The organism is Paenibacillus sp. sgz302190, assembly GCF_059820445.1.
In genome coordinates this window covers 395852-416683 of record NZ_JBZYAO010000001.1, presented here as the reverse complement: position 1 = coordinate 416683, position 20832 = coordinate 395852, and the positions used below count along the sequence as shown (strand labels likewise).

At 52.4% G+C, this 20832-nt stretch carries 14 protein-coding genes; 6 read left to right on the top strand and 8 right to left on the bottom strand.

What is annotated here, in order from left to right; translation table 11 throughout:
• Window positions 1–99: 99 nt before the first annotated feature.
• The 3 genes from AC6RNO_RS01910 to pepF all read left to right on the top strand — a co-directional run bounded on the left by AC6RNO_RS01910 (window position 100) and on the right by pepF (window position 3527).
• Entirely contained in the window at window positions 100–447 is a 348-nt protein-coding gene (locus AC6RNO_RS01910) for an ester cyclase (RefSeq protein ID WP_474680962.1), read from the top strand.
• Window positions 448–478: 31 nt separating this feature from the next.
• Window positions 479–880, top strand: a complete 402-nt coding sequence (locus AC6RNO_RS01905; protein ID WP_474680961.1) for an ester cyclase — start codon at window positions 479–481, stop codon at window positions 878–880.
• A 361-nt stretch (window positions 881–1241) separates the two neighbouring features.
• Window positions 1242–3527, top strand: coding sequence for an oligoendopeptidase F (pepF, locus tag AC6RNO_RS01900; RefSeq protein WP_474680960.1), 2286 nt, complete (start codon window positions 1242–1244; stop codon window positions 3525–3527).
• 432 nt (window positions 3528–3959) lie between these two features.
• On the opposite strand, the gene AC6RNO_RS01895 is transcribed toward pepF, so the two are convergent.
• Genes AC6RNO_RS01895 through AC6RNO_RS01885 form a run of 3 tightly spaced genes read right to left on the bottom strand, consistent with a single transcriptional unit; the run spans window position 3960 to window position 6997 of the window.
• Window positions 3960–4817: an ABC transporter permease subunit gene (locus AC6RNO_RS01895; protein WP_497104347.1), complete on the bottom strand. Its 858-nt coding sequence runs from the start codon at window positions 4815–4817 to the stop codon at window positions 3960–3962.
• A gap of 13 nt (window positions 4818–4830) precedes the next feature.
• On the bottom strand, window positions 4831–5715 hold the full coding sequence (locus tag AC6RNO_RS01890) for a carbohydrate ABC transporter permease (protein ID WP_488437118.1): 885 nt from the start codon (window positions 5713–5715) through the stop codon (window positions 4831–4833).
• 37 nt (window positions 5716–5752) lie between these two features.
• Window positions 5753–6997 carry an extracellular solute-binding protein gene (locus tag AC6RNO_RS01885; protein WP_497104346.1) on the bottom strand — a complete coding sequence of 415 codons (1245 nt, stop codon included), beginning with the start codon at window positions 6995–6997 and terminating at the stop codon, window positions 5753–5755.
• Window positions 6998–7285: 288 nt separating this feature from the next.
• On the opposite strand from AC6RNO_RS01885, the gene AC6RNO_RS01880 reads away from it, so the two are divergent.
• Both AC6RNO_RS01880 and AC6RNO_RS01875 read left to right on the top strand, forming a co-directional pair.
• Window positions 7286–10696 carry a GH36-type glycosyl hydrolase domain-containing protein gene (locus AC6RNO_RS01880; RefSeq protein ID WP_497104345.1) on the top strand — a complete coding sequence of 1137 codons (3411 nt, stop codon included), beginning with the start codon at window positions 7286–7288 and terminating at the stop codon, window positions 10694–10696.
• A gap of 88 nt (window positions 10697–10784) precedes the next feature.
• Window positions 10785–11759 carry a substrate-binding domain-containing protein gene (locus AC6RNO_RS01875; RefSeq protein WP_497104629.1) on the top strand — a complete coding sequence of 325 codons (975 nt, stop codon included), beginning with the start codon at window positions 10785–10787 and terminating at the stop codon, window positions 11757–11759.
• A gap of 526 nt (window positions 11760–12285) precedes the next feature.
• Here AC6RNO_RS01875 and AC6RNO_RS01870 read toward each other — a convergent pair.
• The 3 genes from AC6RNO_RS01870 to AC6RNO_RS01860 form a co-directional block, all read right to left on the bottom strand.
• On the bottom strand, window positions 12286–13962 hold the full coding sequence (locus tag AC6RNO_RS01870) for an FAD-binding protein (protein WP_497104344.1): 1677 nt from the start codon (window positions 13960–13962) through the stop codon (window positions 12286–12288).
• Between the two features lie 170 nt (window positions 13963–14132).
• Window positions 14133–17315, bottom strand: a complete 3183-nt coding sequence (locus tag AC6RNO_RS01865; protein ID WP_497104343.1) for a cytochrome P450 — start codon at window positions 17313–17315, stop codon at window positions 14133–14135.
• A 66-nt stretch (window positions 17316–17381) separates the two neighbouring features.
• The gene (locus AC6RNO_RS01860; RefSeq protein WP_497104342.1) at window positions 17382–17747 is read right to left on the bottom strand and encodes a metalloregulator ArsR/SmtB family transcription factor; all 366 of its coding nucleotides are present in this window, start codon (window positions 17745–17747) and stop codon (window positions 17382–17384) included.
• A 326-nt stretch (window positions 17748–18073) separates the two neighbouring features.
• Between AC6RNO_RS01860 and AC6RNO_RS01855 the strand changes: the two genes are divergently transcribed.
• Window positions 18074–19081 (top strand): aromatic acid exporter family protein, encoded by a 1008-nt coding sequence (locus AC6RNO_RS01855; RefSeq protein ID WP_497104341.1) that lies wholly within the window; start codon window positions 18074–18076, stop codon window positions 19079–19081.
• Here AC6RNO_RS01855 and AC6RNO_RS01850 read toward each other — a convergent pair.
• Both AC6RNO_RS01850 and AC6RNO_RS01845 read right to left on the bottom strand, forming a co-directional pair.
• On the bottom strand, window positions 19059–19700 hold the full coding sequence (locus tag AC6RNO_RS01850) for an NTP transferase domain-containing protein (protein ID WP_497104340.1): 642 nt from the start codon (window positions 19698–19700) through the stop codon (window positions 19059–19061). The genes AC6RNO_RS01855 and AC6RNO_RS01850 overlap by 23 nt on opposite strands.
• Window positions 19697–20740, bottom strand: a complete 1044-nt coding sequence (locus tag AC6RNO_RS01845; RefSeq protein ID WP_497104339.1) for an XdhC family protein — start codon at window positions 20738–20740, stop codon at window positions 19697–19699. The genes AC6RNO_RS01850 and AC6RNO_RS01845 overlap by 4 nt, the downstream gene beginning before the upstream one ends.
• Between the last annotated feature and the right edge of the window lie 92 nt (window positions 20741–20832).

Genomic DNA, 20832 nt, shown 5'->3' with positions numbered 1-20832 from the left:
GCGATCATCTTCATCCTAGTATCCCATTATGCCTGTTCGTGGGTAAATTTGCTTCAGTAGAACGGGCTTTACTAAACCTTACTTAAGGAGATGTTTTTTATGAAACCGATAGAACAAAAAAATGCAGAAGCAGTGACCGCATTTATCGAGGATATTGCGAATCAAAACATTCTGGAAAGGACGGATCAGTTCTTTGTTAAGCAATTCCTGGAGGCATTTACGGATCGTCAGTATACCGTGGATGAAATTCTGGCCCAAGAAGAAAAAGTCATCGCAAGAATCCTCATGACGGCTGTGCATTCAGGTCATTTTGCGGGAAATGCACCTACAGGCAAAACCGTGAAGGCAACTCAATTCCGCGAATTCCGCGTCATCGATGGGAAAATCGCCGAACACCTCGGCTGGTTCGATACAGGCACACTTTTGCCTCAAATCCAGGCTCAATAATTGCAAATAAACCTATAAGGAGATGGCGGACATGAAAACGACGGAACAGAGAAATGTGGAAACGGTAAATGAATTTATAAAAGCATTTTGGAACCAAAATGAATTGGATTGCGTGGATCGTTATCTGTCAGCCGATTATCAAGAGCTTTCTTACCATTCCAAAGAAGGCCTCAAAAAATTTGCCGCAACAATCTTGGAGGCATTTCCCGATAAAAGCTACACTGTCGAAGAGATCATCGGCCAAGGGGATACGGTGCTCGTCAGAATGACAGTAAAAGGCACGCATCAAGGCATATTCTTTGGTACTGCGCCTACGGGCAATACGATTGATGTCACTCTGTACCGCAGATATCGCGTTGCGGACGGCAAAATTGCCGAGCATCGCGGCTGGATCGACATGGTGACTATGTGGAGTCAAATTCGCGGCAACTGAACGGATTCCTCCCTTATACACTGTGCTTCAAAGCGTTCATGCGGCCTTTCCCTTCATATGCTCCAAACGCAAACAACCGAGCCTCATATAGGATCGGTTGTTTGGTCTTATGCCGCCAATTGGGATACTGCTATGAAACTCCCGTATTTCGCAAGCCATACTATCGCGAATATTCTGATATCAATTTATCGACATAATAATTGTTATGTAATCTTTTATCTATTCATCGTGTATATAGTAAAAAAAATTTCTGGTTTAACAAGGGAATTTTGTATTTTTATACTATTCGTTTTTGTGAGACTGTTGTATGATAGTTTTATTTAGATTGAAAAAATTGTAAACATGAGAGGAGCTATCGCACATGAAAAAGAAATGGCTGATCACTCTGACCGGCGTCACCCTGACCGTATCCGCCCTGTCCGCCCCGTTCATACCATTGAACACGGGGTACGTGCTCGCAGCGGCTGGGCAGCAATCGGAGAGCAAACCGTCCTATCCGACGCGCGCCGACATTCCGTCGGCCTATAAGTGGAAAACGGAAGACATTTATGCCGGCAAAGCAGCCTGGGACGCCGATGTGAAAAAAGTCCGCGATTTGGCGGAGGCTTTCACTGCCAAGTATCAAAACAAGCTGGGATCCTCCGCTTCCGTGCTGAAATCGGCCCTGGACGATTACACCGAACTGAACCGCCTCTTCGACAAAACGTATGTGTTCGCACACCTGAGCCTGGATGTTAACTCCGGCAATCCGGACATGCAGACGCTCTCCGACGGCGCTGACAAGCTTAGCTCCGATACGGCTTCGAAACTGGCCTGGTTCACCGTGGAGCTGAACCAAATTCCGGACGACCAGCTCGCAGCGCTGCTGAGCGCCCCCGAACTGAAGCCGTTCAAACATTTTGTCGAAGATAAGGTCCGCACGAAAGCGCATACTCTTTCCAAGGAAATGGAAGAAGCGTTAGCCAAAACCTCACCCCTCTCCAGCAATCCGGAAGACACCTTCTCCATGCTCATCAAAGATATCAAATTTCCGACGATCAAGGACGAGAACGGCAAGGAAGTCCAGCTTACGCGCTCCAACTTTATCACTTACATGGAAAGCAAAAACCGGGACGTCCGCAAAGCGGCTTTCGAAGCTTACTACGGCACACTGGCCAAGTTTCAGGACACCTTTTCGAAAACGCTCGGCGGCGAAGTGCAGGCTAACAACATCAACTCCGAATTGCACAAATACGGATCGGCACTTGAAGGCGCGTTGACGCCGAACAACGTCCCTGTCCAGGTCTATGACGAGTTGGTCAATACGGTGAACAAAAACTTGTCGCCCCTGCATCGTTATATGGAAGTGAAGAAAAAGCTGCTCGGCGTCGACCAGCTTCACATGTACGACATTTACACCCCTGTCGTCGAATACGAGGAACGTTACATACCGTATGAGGAAGGCAAGCAGATGGTGCTCGACGGGCTGAAACCGATGGGCGACGCGTATGAGAACGTCCTCAAGGGAGCTTTTGACCAAGGCTGGATCGACGTCTATCCGACCGATGACAAACGGAGCGGCGGCTACCAGTGGGGTACCTTTGACACGCATCCTTACATACTGCTGAACTACGAGGGAACTTATGACTCCGTGAGCACGCTCGGGCATGAGCTGGGTCACGCCATGCAGTCCTATTACACGAACAAAACGCAAAATTACTTGAACTCAAGCTACCCGATCTTCACGGCAGAAGTCGCTTCCACCATGAACGAAACGCTGATGTTCAAATCTTTTTACGCCAAAGCCAAATCCAAACAGGAAAAGCTATATCTGCTGAATCAATACCTTGAAAATTTCCGCACCACCCTATTCCGCCAAACGCAGTTTGCCGAATTCGAGCGCGCGATTCATGAAAAAGCGCAAAAAGGCGAGTCCCTCAATGCGGAAACGCTGAAAAAACTGTATCTCGACATTAACAAAAAATACTACGGCCCTGCGATCGTGTCCGATGATGAAATCGCCATGGAATGGGCGCGCATCCCGCACTTCTATTACGGCTACTATGTGTATCAGTACGCGACTTCTTTTGCGGCGTCCGCGGCGCTGGCCGATCAGGTGCTCACCGAAGGTCCGACGGCCGTGAACCGCATTCGCGACAACTTCCTTGCGGCAGGCAATTCCGCATCGCCGATCGACGTTCTGAAAGCAGCCGGCGTTGACATGTCGACGGCCAAACCGATCGAAGAAGCGCTCAAGGTGTTTGAATCGACGCTTGCCGAATTCGAGAAGCTTGCAGCCGAGGTGGAAAACGAAGGCTCGGTAACGGTTAAAGTGACAATTAACGGCAAACAACAGCAGTTCGAGCAAGCTCCGCTCAACGTCGACGGCAGCATCCTCGTCCCTGCCCGCGGTGTGTTCGAAGCCTTGGGTGCGAAGGTAGCCTGGAACGAGGAGCAAAAGGCGATTACAGTGACAAAAGGCGGCAAAACGATCGTCCTGACGCTCGACTCCAAAACCGCAACGGTCGACGGCAGCAGCGTGACTCTGGAGCAGGAAGCGCGGCTCGCAAACGGCTTCACCGTAGTTCCGGCCCGATTCATCGCAGAAGCGCTGGGCGCAAAAGTGACTTGGAACAGCGACGACCAAACGGTTGTTATTACGGAATAAGTGAAACAGGTTGCCCAATCAGGTTGATTCATCCGTCTAGCGGCAGACAGGCATGGCGATGTTCGGCGGGCGCATACGGGCCGGCGTTCCCGATCTCCAATCGGGCTGCGTCGGGTGGAAGTTGTAACTGGTTGCCGGGGGACGGCCTATTGCAGTCCCTTTTGCCCTTTTCCGTTTAATTTTTCGCATACAAAAGTCATCTTTATCGCTGTTTGGCACGATTCTGTTCGGTTTTTCATATTTATTTTTCGTTTTTCACGAAATCAGTACAATTTCTGTGTGAAATTTCGAATAGATTTCCACGATTCGCAAGTGGCAGCGGTTGGCAGACCGGCTCCTCTCTTATTCATTCGAGTTGAACCCCCAGTCAAACTGGGGGTTTACGTATACAACAAAAACCTCCGCTCCCAGTTTCGGGGCGGAGGTTTCACTTTATTTCATGCCTGAAATATTGTAATTCTCGATAATGTGCTTCTGGAAGAAGAAGAAAATAATCATAATCGGAATGACCATGAACGCCGCGCCCGCCATCTGCAGCGCGAAGTTGGTGCCATGCTGGCCTTTCAGCAGCTGCAGGCCGACCGACAGCGTGTACAGCTTCTCGTCGTTGGCGATGATGAGCGGCCAAAGGAAGCTGTTCCAGCCGCCGATGAACGTCAGGATCGCCTGCACGGCGAGAATCGGTTTGGACATCGGCAGTACGATTTGTGCGAAAAGCCTGTACTCGCTTGCTCCGTCCAACCGTGTCGCCTCCATAATCTCATCCGGCAGCGCCAGCATGAACTGGCGGAACAGGAAAATGCCGAAGGCGCTCGTGAAGCCCGGCAGCACGACGCCAAGCATCGTGTTCGTCAAATTGACGCTGTTCAGGATGAGGTACACCGGGATCATCGTGACCTGCCCGGGAATCATCATCGTGGCGAGCACGAGCAGGAACATTTTTTCCCGGCCCTTGAATTTATACTTGGCAAAGCCGAAGCCGGCCATCGCATTCAGCAGCAGTCCGACGAAGGAGAGCAGCGTAATCAGCAGCGTATTAAACAAATACGTGCTGAAATCCATCTCCGTGAAAAGTTTGCTGAAGTTGTCAAACGTGAACATTTCCGGCCACAGCGTCGGCGGCATGCGCTTGATCTCCCCTTCCGTCTTGAAGGCGGAGAGCAGCATCCAGATGAACGGCAAAATCATCGCCACGCCAAATACGGTCAAAACAAGGCCGGCGATCCACTGCTGCAGCTTTCCGCGCGAGCTTTCGGTCCGGCCAGACGTTTTAATCGCGGATGATGACATACATGTTCGCCTCCTATTCCTCGGCTTGCTTCCGCTGGAGTCTCAGCTGGAGCATGGTGACGGCAATAATAATAAAGAAGAGTATGAACGATCCCGCTGCCGCATAACCGAAGTGGCTGAACTGGAAGCCGTTCTGGTAAATAAACAGCGATGCGGATACGGTGCCGTTCAGCGGTCCGCCCTGAGTCATGACAAAGGGCTCTTCAAAAAACTGCAGCCAGCCGATCATCGTCGTCACGCTGACAAAGAAGATCGCAAAACGCATCATCGGAATCGTAATCCGCGTCAGCTGCTGCCAATTGCTTGCCCCGTCGAGCTGCGCAGCCTCATAGTACGACCGGTCGATCCCCTGAAGCGCGGCGATGAAGATGATCATATTCAGCCCGATGCTTCGCCAGAGCGCCAGCATAATGAGCGACAGCTTGGCAACGGTCGGCTCGGTCAGCCATGGCACCGGATCTGCGCCGAGCGACGTCAGGATGTAGTTGAACAGGCCGATGCGGGGATTGTACAGATAGCTCCAGACAACGGCCACGGCCACTACGTTGGTGACCGACGGCAGGTAGTACACGCCGCGGAATATTTTGAACACGCGCGAGCGGCCGAAGTTGATCAGCAGCGCAACGCCGAGCGAGCACACGATGACCAGCGGCACGCCGACGATGACATAGAACAGCGTGTTTCGCAGCGCCAGCAGGAAGACGGGATCGCCCAGCACATCGGCGTAGTTTTTGAGCCCGACAAAATGAATGGTCGAATAATTGGCAAGACCCGCGAGACCCATGTCGGTCAGGCTGATGTATACCGCAACGAGAATGGGCAGCAGGGAAAACACAGCAAGCAGAATAAGGGTCGGCCCGATAAAGACGTATGGCGCAGCCTTTGAAGGTCCTTTCATGATCTCACTTCCTTTGCACTTGGCCGATTAACCAGTTTTACTTGTTCAGCAGCTGCTGGGATTGCGCGTTGAAGTCTTTCAACTGGGCATCGATGTCCGCTTTGGCACGGTAAATCTGTTCAAAGGTTTTCAGGTAGTTCTGGGAAATATTATCCCACGATTTGACGAGCGGCATCGGCTCGGCGGTTTTCAACTGCTCGCCGACAACGCTCATATTGGCATCCCCTTTCAGCTGCGGATCTTCCCACGCCTTCATATTCGCCGGCAGCTCGCCGGTTTGTTTCATCCAGGCCAGCTGGTTTTCCGGCTTGCTCAGGAACGAGATGAACTTCATCGATTCGGCTTTATGCTCGGTAAAGTTGAAAACGGCCAAGTTGGAGCCGCCGAGGGAGCTCATATTGTTTTGCTTCGACGGCAGCACGGCTGTGGCCCATTTGCCGTCGACATTTTGAACTTGATCCTTGACAGTTTTGATCATCCAAGGACCGCTGATGAACATCGGAACCATGCCGTCTCCGCCGAACGTTTGGGAAATGTCCAGGCCGAGATCGACCGGAGCGTAGCCGTTTTGGAAAAAGCCTTTGAGATACGCCACCGTATCGCGGAACGCCGGCTCTTCGAACTGGGCCTTGTTGTCCGTAATCAGCTTGGCGCCGTTTTGACGGGCGAACATGAAGCTCAGCGTAGGTTCCTTCGGATCCAGGCCGATGCCGTATTTGTCCTTGCCGCGCTCGGTCAGTTTTTTGGAAGCGTCGAGCAGTTCATCCCAAGTTTTTGGCGCATGATCGTACCCGACCGATTTCAACACATCGGTGCGATAAAATAATATTCTTGTCTCGGCAAGCCAAGGCACGCCGAAAGTTTTGCCGTCGAACTGATTGGAGGTTACAGTGCCTTTGAAAAAGTTGCCGGCGGCGAGCTCCGGATATTTGGCCAGGTCCCCTGTCAGATCGGCCAGCGCGCCCGCCGATGCGAATTCCGGCATCCAGGTGGTACCCATCTGCAGCACATCCGGTCCTTTTTTGGAAGCAACTGCTGTCAGCAGCTTGTCATGGGCACTCCCCCACGGAATCGCTTGTACCTTTATCGTAATATCCGGGTTCTCTTTGGCGAAGGCCTCTGCCATCTGCTCCATCGGCTTGCTGCTGTCGCCCATCGCCCAGACGGAGAGCGTGACTTTGCCGCTTTCTCCGGATTTGTTACCGCTTGACGAGCAGCCCGCGAGTACAGTTCCTGCGAGCATAACTGTCGCGATGGCCGCGCTTGCAGTTTTCTTTTTCATCTGTTTTTCCTCCCCTGATTAAGTTGCTCCAAACTTTATAGAAACGTTTCGATATGAATTATAGATCAAATTGAAATCGTATTCAAGGTTTTTTTGTTGAACAATTTCCCCTTCATATATAGCCGGAAATGGACAATTTCCGTACAGCATGCGCGAACACGCAAAAATATTTAACGTTTGACTTCATTTCACTACTTTGTTTATACTCTTTTTAACTGTTATAGAAACGTTTCTATTACCCATTTTCCGTTGTAAGAAGGTTTTACCCATCAGAGGAGGTACTGCACGATGTCGACTCAACAACCCGCTCCGCACCCGGCCGTCTGGCGGCTGGAAGCCGGAGCTTTGGCCTTCACCTTTCATCCGTCGGGAGACCTGTATGAGGCGCTAGGCGGCGGAATTATGCTGAATCAGCTGCTGAGCAGCCCGCCGGACGGCTCGCTGAACAACCTATATTTGAGGATCGCCCGGCCTGAGGGCTACTCGGTCCATCCGCTGCTCGGCGTCCGCTCGGCAAGCCGCGTCAGCCGCGGAGAACACCGCATCACCTGGAGCGGCATCGCCGACGAGATTCGTTATGAGGTCTCTTTTCTGCTATCATCGCGCAATATATGGTTTTGGGAAGTCAACCTTCATTCGGAAGGCGCTTCCGTCCGGGCGGATATCGTCTACGGCCAGGATATCGGCCTCGGCGCTCCCGCCGCCGTGCGCAGCAACGAAGCCTACTGCTCGCAGTATATCGATCATGCAGCATTCCGTACTGAAGATTTGGGCTGGGTCGTCTGCTCCCGTCAAAATCAGCCGCAGGCTGGACGCTTCCCTTATTTACAGCAGGGCTGCCTGACGGGCGCCGCTTCCTTTTCCACCGACGGCTTCCAATTTTTCGGCCTCAGCTTCAAAGATACCCATCAGCCCGAGGCGCTTTCTCGAGATCAACTGCCAAGCAAGGTATACCAGTACGAGTTCGCCTATACAGCGCTCCAGTCCCAATCGATGGATGCGGCGGAAGGAGCCCGGGCCGTCTTTTACGGCATGTTCCGCGAGGATCATCCCGAGGCGGTCGCGTCAGCCGAATTCGCCCATGAGCTTGCGGCAGCTTGGCAAGAGGCGGAGTCCTTGCCTGCCGCCGAAGGACCTGCCCATCCGGTGCCGCTCAAGTCGCCGGATCTCGGAGCCCCGCTCAAGGTCCGACCGCTGACGGCCGCCGAGCTGCAAGCGCGCTATCCTTCCCGTCTGGAGGAGGAATGGGCGGATGGCGAACTGCTCTCCTTTTTCACTGCGACTTACGAGCACGTCGTGCTGAAAAGCAAGGAGATGCGCATCGAGCGGCCGCACGGCCATATTTTGATGAGCGGCGCACCCGACCGGGCGGACGTCGAAATGCTGACTTCGACCGCTTATATGTATGGGGTTTTTCACTCCCATCTCGTCGTCGGCAATACTTCTTTCAACAAGCTGCTGAGCAATACGCGAAATGCGCTAGGCGCCACCAATGCCTCCGGGCTTCGATTATACGCCCGGGTCGGCGGCAGCTTCCGGCTGCTCGCCATGCCGAGCCTGTTCGAGATCGGCTTCAACTATTGCCGCTGGATCTATCGGCTGGACGGGGATACGCTCGAAATTACGAGCTATACGAGCGCAGACTCCCCTGACGCGGTGCTGGAAGTGAGGTCCGAAAGCGGCCGGCCCCGCGAATATTTGATCACCGCACAGATCACTATGGGCGACCGCGAGTACGAGGCTCTCTATGAGCTGACAGAGCGCGAAGGCTGCCTGCTCATTGCCGCGGCCGAAGGCTCGCCGATCCGCGAGGCGTATCCCGGGCTCCGCTACCGGATCTGTGCCGAAGGCACCGGGCTGCGCAGAACCGATGAGCGCAGGCTGATGCCGTCGCTTGTCCCAGGGCCGGCCCCGCTGCTTGTGCTGGAGACGGATGCCGCGGCGTCCTGGCGCCTCCTCATCGGCGGCCGCCTTGCCGGCTTCGGCGCCGATGCGCCCGCAGCGCCCTCTCCCGCTTTTGAAAGCGAGAAGCTGAAATACCGCGAGGATATGGCCAAGTTGATGAACGGCTTCGCCATGGAGCACCCGCAGGGCAGCGAAGCCGTGCAGCGACTGAACATGCTGGCGTGGTGGTACACGCATAACATGCGGGTTCATTTTGCGGTTCCTCACGGGCTGGAGCAATACGGCGGAGCCGCTTGGGGTACACGCGACGTATGCCAAGGGCCTGCGGAGTACTTTCTTGCGGTTCAGCATTACGAGGCGGTCCGCGATATTATTTTGACGGTATATGAACATCAATACGATTCCGGCGGCGGCTGGCCGCAATGGTTCATGTTCGACCGCTATCGCCGCGTCCAGCAGGAAGAGAGCCACGGAGATATTATCGTGTGGCCGCTCAAGCTGCTTGGCGACTACATCGCCGCAACGGGCGATACCTCCATTTTGGAATCTGAGCTATCCTATACGGATCCGCACACCTTCGAGCTGACAGAGAAAAAACAGCCGCTGTTTCATCATGTGCTGAAGCAGATGGACTACATCCGCGCCCGCTTCCTGCACGGCACCCGTCTTTCCGCTTACGGCGACGGCGACTGGGACGACACGCTGCAGCCGGCCAGCGCGGAGCTGCGCACCTATATGATCAGCAGTTGGACCGTGGCGCTGACGTACCAAGCCGTGCGGCAGCTCGGCACCCTGCTGGCTTCCGTTCCCGCTGCGGGCGGCGCCTCCGAAGAGCACCGGGCATTCGGCGCGGAACTGCTGCAGTTGGCGGACGGCATCTCTGCGGATTTCCGCCGCTACATGAATCCGGACGAAGTCATTCCCGGCTTCCTGTATATGAAGGACCCGGAGCAGCCGGACAAATGGCTCCATCCGACCGACACGCGCACCGGCATCCAATACCGGCTGCTGCCGATGACGCGCAGCATGATTGCCGGGCTGCTCACGCCGGAACAGGCCGAACAGCATTACCGGCTGATCAAGCGCGAGCTGAGCTTCCCGGACGGCGTGCGGCTGATGAACCGGACGGCTTCTTATGAAGGCGGCGTCAGCACCCGCTTTAAGCGCGCGGAGCAGGCGGCCAACTTCGGCCGCGAAATCGGGCTGCAGTACGTGCATGCCCATATCCGCTTCATCGAAGCGATGGCCGGGCTTGGCAAGCCCGAGGAAGCGTGGCTGGCCCTGCAGGTCATTAACCCGATCGGCATTCGCAAAGCTGTGCCGAACGCGGAACTGCGGCAGAGCAATGCGTATTTCAGCAGCTCCGACGGCAAGTTCGCAAGCCGCTATGAAGCTGCGGAGCGCTTCGGCGAGCTGCGCAGCGGCTCGGCTCCCGTCAAGGGCGGCTGGCGCATCTATTCCAGCGGCCCCGGCATCTACATGAACCAGCTGATCTCGAACGTGCTCGGCATTCGCCTAGCCGCAGGCCGTCTTCAGCTGGATCCGGTGCTTCCGGCCGAGCTGGACGGACTGAGCGTGCGCTTTGCGGCAGCCGGCCGGCCGGTGCGCATCACCTACACGCTCTCCGGCAGCGGGAGCGCTATCCGCCGGATTACCGTCAACGGACGCGAGGTCGCCTTCAGCAGGCTCATCGGTCCTTACCGCAGCACCGGCGCGGAATTGTCCCTGGAGGAGCTGGAGCTCCTCTGGCTGCCGGAAGCCGAACAGCTGAATGAAATTGCGATTGAAGCCTGATTTTGAAAAAATCGTCTTCCGGATAACGCTTACGAAAGAGAAAGTTGTGGTATATTTGAAAAACAAGCAGTCTTTAGGAGGGAACCCGATGGTCAGCATCAAGGATATTGCCAAACAGGCTGGAGTCTCGATCTCGACCGTCTCCTACGCGCTGAACGGCAGTCCTAAGGTTACACCCGAAACAAGCACAAAAATTCTTGCCATCGCCAAGGAATTGAATTACATTCCCAATGCTGCGGCCCGCCAGCTCAAAAAGCAGGAATCCCGCATTATCGGGGCGTTCCTGACCGATTTCACCGGCGCCTTCTACGGCGACCTGCTTCAGGGCATGAAGGGAGTGCTGAACCGCAAGGGCTACGACCTGATCGTCTGCAGCGGCATGCAGTCTCACAGGCTGCTCCCGGAGCGCATGATTGACGGGGCCATCATTCTGGACTCCACCTTCTCCGACGAGGAGCTGCTGGATTACGCGGACCGCGGCCACAAGCTCGTCGTTCTGGACCGGGAGCTTAATCATCCGGCCGTGAATCAGGTGCTGCTGGACAATAAGGCCGGCGCCAATCTGGCGATGGACTATTTGATCGAAACCGGGCACCGCAAGCTGTATGTCGTGACCGGTCCGTCGGACTCGTTCGACTCCCGGCAGCGGATGATTGCCGTCCGCCAGACGCTGGACCGCCATCCCGATATCGAGGCGGTCATAATCGAAGGCGACTTCAATAAAGGCTCAGGCGAAGAGGCCGGCCGCATCATTCTGGATTCATATGACGGCCCGGTCGGCGTGTTCTGCATGAACGACGAGATGGCGATCGGCCTGCATAACTATGCGGCCCGCCGAGGCTTTCGGGTAGGCGAGGACTTCTCGCTCATCGGGTTTGACAACATTGATCTGACCCACTATCTTCAGCCGCGCCTCTCCACCATCGAGTATTCCAAGTACCGTTGGGGCGCTATGGCCTCCGAGCAGCTCCTCCGCCTCATCGCAGGCGAGGAAGTGGAACATGAGCGGATATATGTCTCTCTCATTAAGGGAGCTTCAGTGAAGCTTCGGAATGACGGGTAATCCGATGCGAATGGACTGACAAACAAATAGAGGCAGCTTTTCAGGAGCCGCCTCAGGCCGCCCGAGAAAGCCGCGACACTCAGTTAGGGTTAGGGCTATGGGAAACAGTGAGCCCTTAATTTGAAGGACAGCCGTTTTTTCCGGGTGCGCACCTCTCCTTGTGAGGTCGCGGTACTGAACAAAATGGGTAGGAAACATCGTGTTAGGGAAAAAGCCTGCGAAAGCGCAGGTTTTTTCTATGAAATCGGCTTGTTTTGGCGAAAATCCTGCAAAAGTGCAGGATTTTTCGCTGAAAGTGAACCTGAGCCCATGTTCCCGCTGAAAAGCCTGCACAATTGCAGGAATTTGTCGTAGCCAGCGATCAAGGACGCAAATTCATGTATATTTGCAGGTTTTCTTCGTGCAGCAGGCAGGTTGGGGTTATCCCCTTTAACGTGGGGGTTTTTCAACAGCCTATGGCAGCTTTTCAGGGACTGCCTTCCGGTATGAGCAAATTCCGTTAAAATCTGTTTTATGATTATAGGTGTTATCGCCGGGCCGGCGGGATGCTCTGTGGAAAATTGAACATATTATTCGGGTCGTAACGGGCTTTAACTCGTGTCAGCCTGTCGAAATTACTACCGTAGTAGGCCTGCTGCCAGTGTTTGATTTGGAGGTCCGGCGTATTGACGTAAACACCGCGGGTAAAGGGGAGCATCGCCCTGCGAAAGCTCTCTACCCAGCTAATTCCCCGCCTCGCCTCCGCTTGTTTGTTCCAGGTGGCAGTAGGAGTTACATTATACAAAGCCCGGCGGTAGAAATAGGCTGTAGCCCGATTCGGCACCTTGGCCATCGCGCCGCCTAAACCGTGAAATAAGATGGAGACCGCAGAGGTAGGCGGCGATTCAATGAAACGCCGTATAGTGCAGATGGCAGCCTCGGGCAGCCGATGATAGACGTAGGGTCCGACGCTTTTAAAAGGATAAGGAGCTGTTGGCGTCGTCTTCGCTACCAGTTCAACAGACTCAATCCACGGTATTTCCTCAATAACAACCTTCCGCGGCGACCCGGACCGAAGCAATGGCTGCAGCAATTGGCGGAGCTTTTGGGCCGATCCGAGGAAGACTCCTTGCATCAATATAGGGTAACTCTCCGAAGACTGCCGTCCGTTAGCTATCCCAAGGGTAACGGTGAGCTGCTCATTCGCGCCTGGAACAGTATAATCCTGCCAAGTCCGAAGCACTGGTTCAAGATCACGCAGGTCCCAACCGATTTCAGCAAAGCCGACCGTTTCAATCGGGTGAGTCCGAAAGCGGAAGTTCGTGCAGATTCCGAAGTTGCCTCCTCCCCCTCCCCGCAATGCCCAGAACAGATCGGCGTTTTGGCTGGCATTGGCGTGAATCGTGCGTCCGTCGGCGTTGACCATTTCGACATCGACTAAATGGTCGATCGTGAGACCGTAGGGTCGAGATAGAATACTGTGACCGCCTCCAAGAGAGACTCCGGCAATGCCTGTGGTTGGGCAAAGCCCGACCGGCACCACCAACCTTTCTTTCCAGAGTGCCGAGTTCAAGGCGCCTCCCCTAATGCCTGTCTGTACTGCGGCGATGCCGTGCCTGCGGTTCACATCCACCTGATGCATGTCGCTCACGTCAATCACGATTCCTCCGTTAACGACCGACAAGCCCTCGTAACTGTGGCGGCCGGAACGCATGCGGATCGGTACGTTATGATAGCGGGCCCAACGTATGGCGTTGACTACATCCTGAGTTTTCTGAGCAAATACGATGACTCGCGGGAATTTGTTAAAGAAGGTGTTGAATTCCCGACGAGCCGAGTTGTACTCGCGATTCCCCGGTACAACGATACGTCCGGTCAGTTCAGGTTCCTTGCCGCGTCTTAATATTCGAGGAGCGTATCGTTTGTCGATCAGTAATCCCGGCAACTTGTTTTTGGCCCACTTCTTTTTCAAGTTTCGCAGCACAGTATTACATACCTTCACTTTACGGGCTGGCTTTTTCACATTCAACCTTTTCACATCCCTTCCCAGCTCTCGAATACATAGGATGTTGACCTGAAAAAATTTGCTTGGATGAATGTGGAAAAGTAAAAGAAGGCCAAGAAAATCCACGAATAGCAGCAGCCATTCGCGGAGCGCCGCCACCGGCTCCCGCTCCATCATCAGTTGTGTTTCAAAGGCGGAGCCTCCGCTCCTCCACCCCACACCTGACTCCCTCCGTTCTACTCTGTGCTTTGTGCTGCTCTTTACTCCCTATCCGGTCTGAAAGCCGGAATACGAAGTGATCCCAATGTTGGTTTTCATCGGTAACGATAGTTGAAAAACAGAAAAAAAGCAGGCCAAGACTGTAAGGTTCCAGTTTTGGCCTGCTTTTTTTATAAACCCGCCCAGACATCTTTCGCATAGCTTCCATTCGTCTGAAGATTTGCCAACCATTTTTCCGCTTCTTGTTTTTCAGCCCCATGGACAAGCTGATAAGCTTTCTGCAATGCGTTCTCGACATCTGGAGTCATTTTGCTGCCATCTCCGCATACGTAAATTCGCCCTCCGCCATCAAGAATGCGGATTATTTCCGCTGCATTTTCCACCATCAAATGTTGAACGTAAGTTTTAGGTACGCCTTCCTTGCGGGAGAAAGCAGTATGAATCGTTACTAATCCGTCTTTTTCAAATTGTTCAAGTTCTTCGCGGTAAATATAATCGGCTTCGTTCCTGCATCCAAAGTAAAGATGAGCCTCGCCCAGCGATTTTCCTGCCTGCTTCATCATAGCACGACCTTGCAGAAAACCGCGGAAAGGCGCTACTCCGGTCCCGGGGCCCACCATAATCATAGGTGTCTGCGGATCTTCAGGGAGCTGGAATCCGGATTCCGGTGTACGGACGAACATGACCATGTTTTCCCCGGGCTTGCGTTCAGCCAAGTAATTCGAGGCAACCCCGCGATATTCGCCTTGTCCGCTCCAAGCAGCGCTGCGCACCACCCCTACTGTAATACCGGCACGTTCAGCGTTCATCCGCGGGGAACTTGATATCGAATAATATCGCGGTTTTAATGGAGGAAGCAGCTCCAAAAACTTCTCAAACGGAATTTCGCACGCTTCGTATTTTTCAACAAGATCAAGCATCGTAATCCGCTTCTTCAATATCTGCTCCTCGTATGTTCCCTCCTCTAACAAAGCTTCAAGCTCACGCTTATGCGGAGGGCAAGCCGTAAAAGCGGCAACTTCGCGTATTTGGGCGCGGGAAGCGGCTTCCTGCACCTCTACACTATGGCTGAGCAGGTCACAAAGAGATACAGGCCGATCTAAAGGCAGATGGGAGCTGCTAACTCCGCTTGCCGTCAAAATCACTTGATCGTTTTCGCTCAAACGAAATCGCCGTAGAATACGGTTGACATTCTCTTTACTGTTGCTTGGGAAAACTCCGAGGTGATCGCCCTCCTGATACGTAACCCCGTCCGGCAATTCGATCTCGATGTGCCGTGTGCTTCGTTCGCTGCCGGACTGCTGAAGCTCGCGATTTTCCGCGACTGTCCCGCGAACCGCTTCGTACGATTGAGCGAGAGGAGTTTCTGCCAAGCCGCTGACAAACTGAATGTTCAGCGTACTCCGTTCTTTTTCCGCGTTTTCGTTCAACTTTAAATCGAACGTCTTCATCGCATCGGTCCACATTTGTTTTTTCCATGTTTCAAACTGCTTTTCGAAGTCTCCGCTTGCATCGGCCTCTCCGCGAAGAGAGAACCTGGACGCTCCTGCTTCGGCGAGCTTCCGGTCGATGAATCTGGGTACCTCTTGATACGTAGAAGCCCAGTTGCGATCCCCGCAGCCAAATACGGAATAATGAACTCCTTTAAGCTCCCCCGCTTCAACCTGTTCCAACCATTGAACGAATTGTCGCGCATTGCCCGGCGGTTTACCGTTATAAGAAGAGGTGATGATTAATAAGGCGCCTTCCTTCGGCAAATTGCCTAACCGCTCATTAAGGGGGGCGGTTTCGCTTCGAATGCCGTGCAATCGGGCAATGTCCGCCAGTTCTTTTGCAATACGCTCTGCCGTTCCCATATTCGAACCGTAAAGAACGAGCAGCGGCCTGTTATTCACTCCGATGATGGAAGCTTTCTTCACTTGGTTGTCAAGTTTTGGAGCATCGGCAACGGCATCATCAGGCTTGATTGCATGCGTATTAGTGACTTTCTTATCTCGCAATTGAACGCGTATCTTAAAATCTCCCGGTTTCAGCGTCAGCGTTTGCTTTATTTTCAACTGATAGTTCATATGATCAATCAATTGAAATTGTTGAAGGATCATGCCGAGTACTAAAGCCGCTTCGTGCAGCGCGAACTGCATGCCGATACAAGCCCGTTGACCGTTCCCAAAAGGTTTATACGCATGGTTTGGAACTTTGGCCGGGTCTTCAAACCGTTCGGGGCGGAATTGTTCCGCATCGTTCCCCCAGGCTCCCTTATCCCGGTGAAGTTGGGGCAAAAGAACGGACACTGACTCCCCTTTTTTAATGAGGTATTTTCCCCCAATCGTCGTATCTTCCCTGGCTTTGAGTCTAAATACAGGGGCTGTCGGCCATAAACGCAAAGATTCGCTTAAAATCATCCGAATATATTTAAGCTTTAGCACTTGTTCATAAGTCGGCACTGAGTCTGTTAGTACTTCATCCACTTCTGCGTAAGCTTTTTTTAAAACTTCAGGGTGTTTCAATAAGTAGTAGGTCGTAAAAGACAACAATCCACTCGTCGTTTCATGACCGGCTATCAAAAATGTAATAATTTGATAACGAATATTTTCATCACTCAGCAGCTCCCCGGTTTCGGGATCTTTAACATTCAACATTCGGGCGAGCAAATCGGTTTCCCCGTAATCTCCGCTTGCTTTACGATCTGCAATGATTTTATCTACCAAGGAGAACATCGATTGAATATCGCGCTCGAACTGGTGTTTTGTTTTTAACATCAGTTTGTTTTGTATCGGCAGCCTGGTACCGTAATGCATGGCTTCATCTAGAGATCGAACCATACTAACGATAAAAGGGTTTGGCGTTTCTCTGTAAAAACTATTGAAACGATAGCTAAATCCGCATAAGCCGATGGTGTCCAGCGTAAGCCGTGTCATATCTTCAGGAACGTCGATGCTTTCGTCCAGGTTCAATCGCGCCCATTTTTGAACAAGCTGCGAAGCGATGTCGAGCATCATGCCGTGATACCCTTTCATCGCTTGCTGGCTGAATGAAGGCATCAGAATTTGATGCGCTTTCCTCCAATTGGGTTCCTCCGACAGACTTGTGAACAGTCCGTCTCCGGAAAATTCACGTACTTTACGCAGGTGATCGATGCCTTTGTCAAAACGCGACTCGTCACATACTTCGGCCACTAAGTCGGGCCCGGAGAGGACATACACATATTTTGTAAATCCCTCGAATTTAAAAATAGGACCGAACTCGTCGGCGATTTTACATAAAGATAATACCGGCAAATCCTTATCGATCAAGGGTACATTCCCGAGTGCGCCATATCTTTTCGGCTGGGGGATCGGCATCCATTTTTCCATAGAGAAAACCCCTTTCCATATTTCACTTTATATTTTCCAACTTGGCCGCAATGCCATACATGAATGTTAATCGCGCTTGAAAGGTCGATCCTTAAATTCGGTAATAAATGATTCAACATCGTCGAAAAGTTTTTTTAGTTTAAAAAAATCGCTATTTCTAATATCCAAATAATAATAATTCATTGTACCTTCTCGTCTAACGCCAATTAATTTTGCATCTTTCAGCATTTTAAGGTGATGGGATACTGCCGGACGGGACAAATGAGTCTTTTTTGTAATCTCGCCGACCCGAATGCCTCGTCCGCTGTCACTTTCGCTTTCGATTAGTGCAATAATAATGGATTGACGCGTTTCATCCCCAATCGCAATTAATGCTTTTTGACATTCACTGAACTCTTTGGTCAACCGTTTCAAGCGTTCTTGTCTATCCATGTTCAGCCTCTCAGTTTAATGGTTTAATCTTATAAACTATAGTAGCACAAAATATAATGAAACATTCATTGGGAAAGAAAATCGAGACGTAAAAAAAGAACGCCCCCGCGCTTTCGCCTGGGTTGCGTTCTCCTTATTGCTTAGCTCAGTACCCCCGTGCCAGCATCGATTCGGCGAGCAGGACGGCTCCTTTTCCGGCGCCCATCTTCGTATTGTGGGAGACCGACACGTAATTCGTGATAAATGAAAATCGCGATTGACATACTAAGGAAATGAATCAGATCATTCGGTGAGTATTTCGATGCCCAAGATTGGAGTTTAACGAAATGACGAATAAAATCATGGATTTTATCAAGTACAAAGGGGTTGTATGGAAAATCCCTTTAGCCGCCGGGCTGTCATGGGAGCTCGCGGAGTGGGCCGGATCCAAACATCCTTATCTCGCTCCTCTGACGGCCATATTGTCCATTCAATTAACCGTTGACAAGTCGATCCAATTCGCATGGCAGCGCATCGCGGGAACGATTGCCGGCGTCCTTTTCACCGTATCGTTAACACCTTATGTCGGTTTGAACGGCTGGAGCATCGGGCTCCTGCTTCTTATCGGGGCTTTCATCGTAAATTGGCTGAAATTGGATCATGCGATCCTGATTCAGGTTGCTCTCAGCATTTTATTGGTGTTGTATTTTCAGAGCAAGATGCCCGCCTACTCCCTGGATCGGATACGCGATACCGTTATCGGCGCGATCGTTGCCATCTTGATCCTTATTGCGGTATTTCCTCCCGATACGTTGAACATAGCCAAAAAAAAGATGCTCCATTTCGCGGACCATCTATCCAATCATTTTATTAACACCGCACTTTGGGTACAAGAGGGCTGTTCCGCTAATGAAGCGCAACATTTGCAAACTCGCTTGCAAACTTTATTTCAGGAGCTGCATCAAGCGACAACCGAGCTGGATAAAGCGGAGCAAAGTTTACGCTACAATCCTTTAGGTCAACAAAAACGCAATATTTTGAAACAATTAAACCGGCAAATGAACCGTCTTCGATCCGGCTATGCCAATCTTGCAGACATGATACGGGTTCTTGTGATATGGTCCGAAAGCGGCAATTTTACGAATGCGGATCATCGAATGTGGGCCGATTATTTGAACACGTTGGCGGATCTTGTACAGCAATGGAAACATGTGTTGGAAGATCCGGCGGCATCCGGCTCGGCATCCAATGAATTAGCCCTGCCAATAAAAGCGCCGGCCCATATGGCAAATTACCAGTACCCGCTTGCGTTATATACGAACGCTGAACAAGTCATTCAAGATTTCCGCCGATGATTTTTTCCAACAAAATCCTGTAATCGTCAGCCGTATCCACATCCATGAACAGATCCGGAGCTGCGAAATCGATGCAAATTCCCGATTTTTCCTTGCGGATAAGCTGTCTGGCTCCCTGATCGTTCTGCAATTGCAGGAGATCCGGAAACATCCGCTGCGCAAAAATGACCGGCGGCCTGGCCAAACCGCCATAGCTTGAGGCCACGAAACCGGTGCTGCTGGCCGCCCGATGCGTTTGAAAGCATGCAAGCAGTTCATCGATCATCTCTTGTGCAACTAAAGGTTGATCCGCCAGTAATACCATGACGGCTGCCGCTTCCATCGCAACCGCAGCCTGTACGCCGCACCGCAGGGAGTGCGCTTGCCCCAAATGCGCTTCAGGGCAGTAAATAACGGACCATTTCCGACTGATCGGCTCCCGGTAAAAGGTGTGATCCACCCATTCCGCCTTAGGGCTGTTGGAGATGACCGCAACATGATCCAAACCGGAGCCCAAAGCCGCAGCCAGCGCGTAATTTCCCAAAGTCATAGGACCTGCCGGAAGCCGAAGCTTATCCGCACCCATTCGGGTGCTTTGACCCGCCGCCAAATAGATGCCGATGATACGATTTCGCTTCATTGGAAAACAACTTCATAGGCTCTTTTTTTCCTGAACGTACGTATGATTTCTGCGACAATGCTCACGGCGATTTCCTCCGGCCCCTCTGCCCCGATCGCGAGTCCGACGGGAGAATGAATTTCCATCTGAACCGGCACATCGATGAGCAGCCGTTTTGTTCTATTTTTCGATCCCAGGATGCCTAGATAGCAAAGCCCACGGTCGGAAAGAAGCCGAACCAGCTGCTGATCCCTCCTAAAATTATGAGTCATTACAACGGCGTAATCATAAGGCGTAACATGAATCATCCCTACCGTTTCCTCCGGAAACCCCAACAACATGTATTCAGCATTCGGAAAATAACGCCGCTCACAATAATCGGGCCTCCAATCGGAGACGATGACGGCAAAACCGACGGCTGCCGCAAAAGCGGCAAGCGGCCTGGCGTCCGGTCCCGCACCAAAGATGAGCAGGCGGGGTTTGGGATAATACGTATGAACGAAAACTTCCGACTGCATGGATGAGACGAACTTCATTCCGCTCTTCCGCGAAGCCTCGGACCCGGATGCCAAATCCAACAATTCCGGCGGAATATCGCCCCGCCACTCCCCGAATAGGTGACGATCTCCGGTAACGAAACTATAATCAATGACAGAACCGTCTGGGCCGAACTTTTTCATGAGTATGACCTCGATTCGCTGATCCAGGTAATTTTTCAAGACACGTAGATGATCGGCGAACACACCTTGTACCGGTTCCATCGTGACATGGACAACACCGCCGCAGCCCGGCGATTCCCCCCAGGACAGCGGGTCTGCTGATTGCATGTCGAAGGCGAAGCTGCGGGAAACGCCTGTTTCCAACATATCCGGCACACAAGCCGAAAGATTCGCCTCCAAACAACCGGCGCTTAATACCCCGATCTGCGAGCTGTCTTCAAGAAACAGCATCGATGTCCCTTCTTTGCGGTATGCGCTCCCTTCCACTCGGGTAATCGTCGCAAGCACGCTTCTTTGACCGGTATGGTGAAGGGTCTCCAAAATACGGTGAATTTCTTCCAAACTTCCCCCTCCTCAGCTCCCAGAGGATTCATGTTTCAGTGTGAGATAAACCTCTATCGAGGTCTTTTCGAAGATGAGCGACCGCGTTCAGA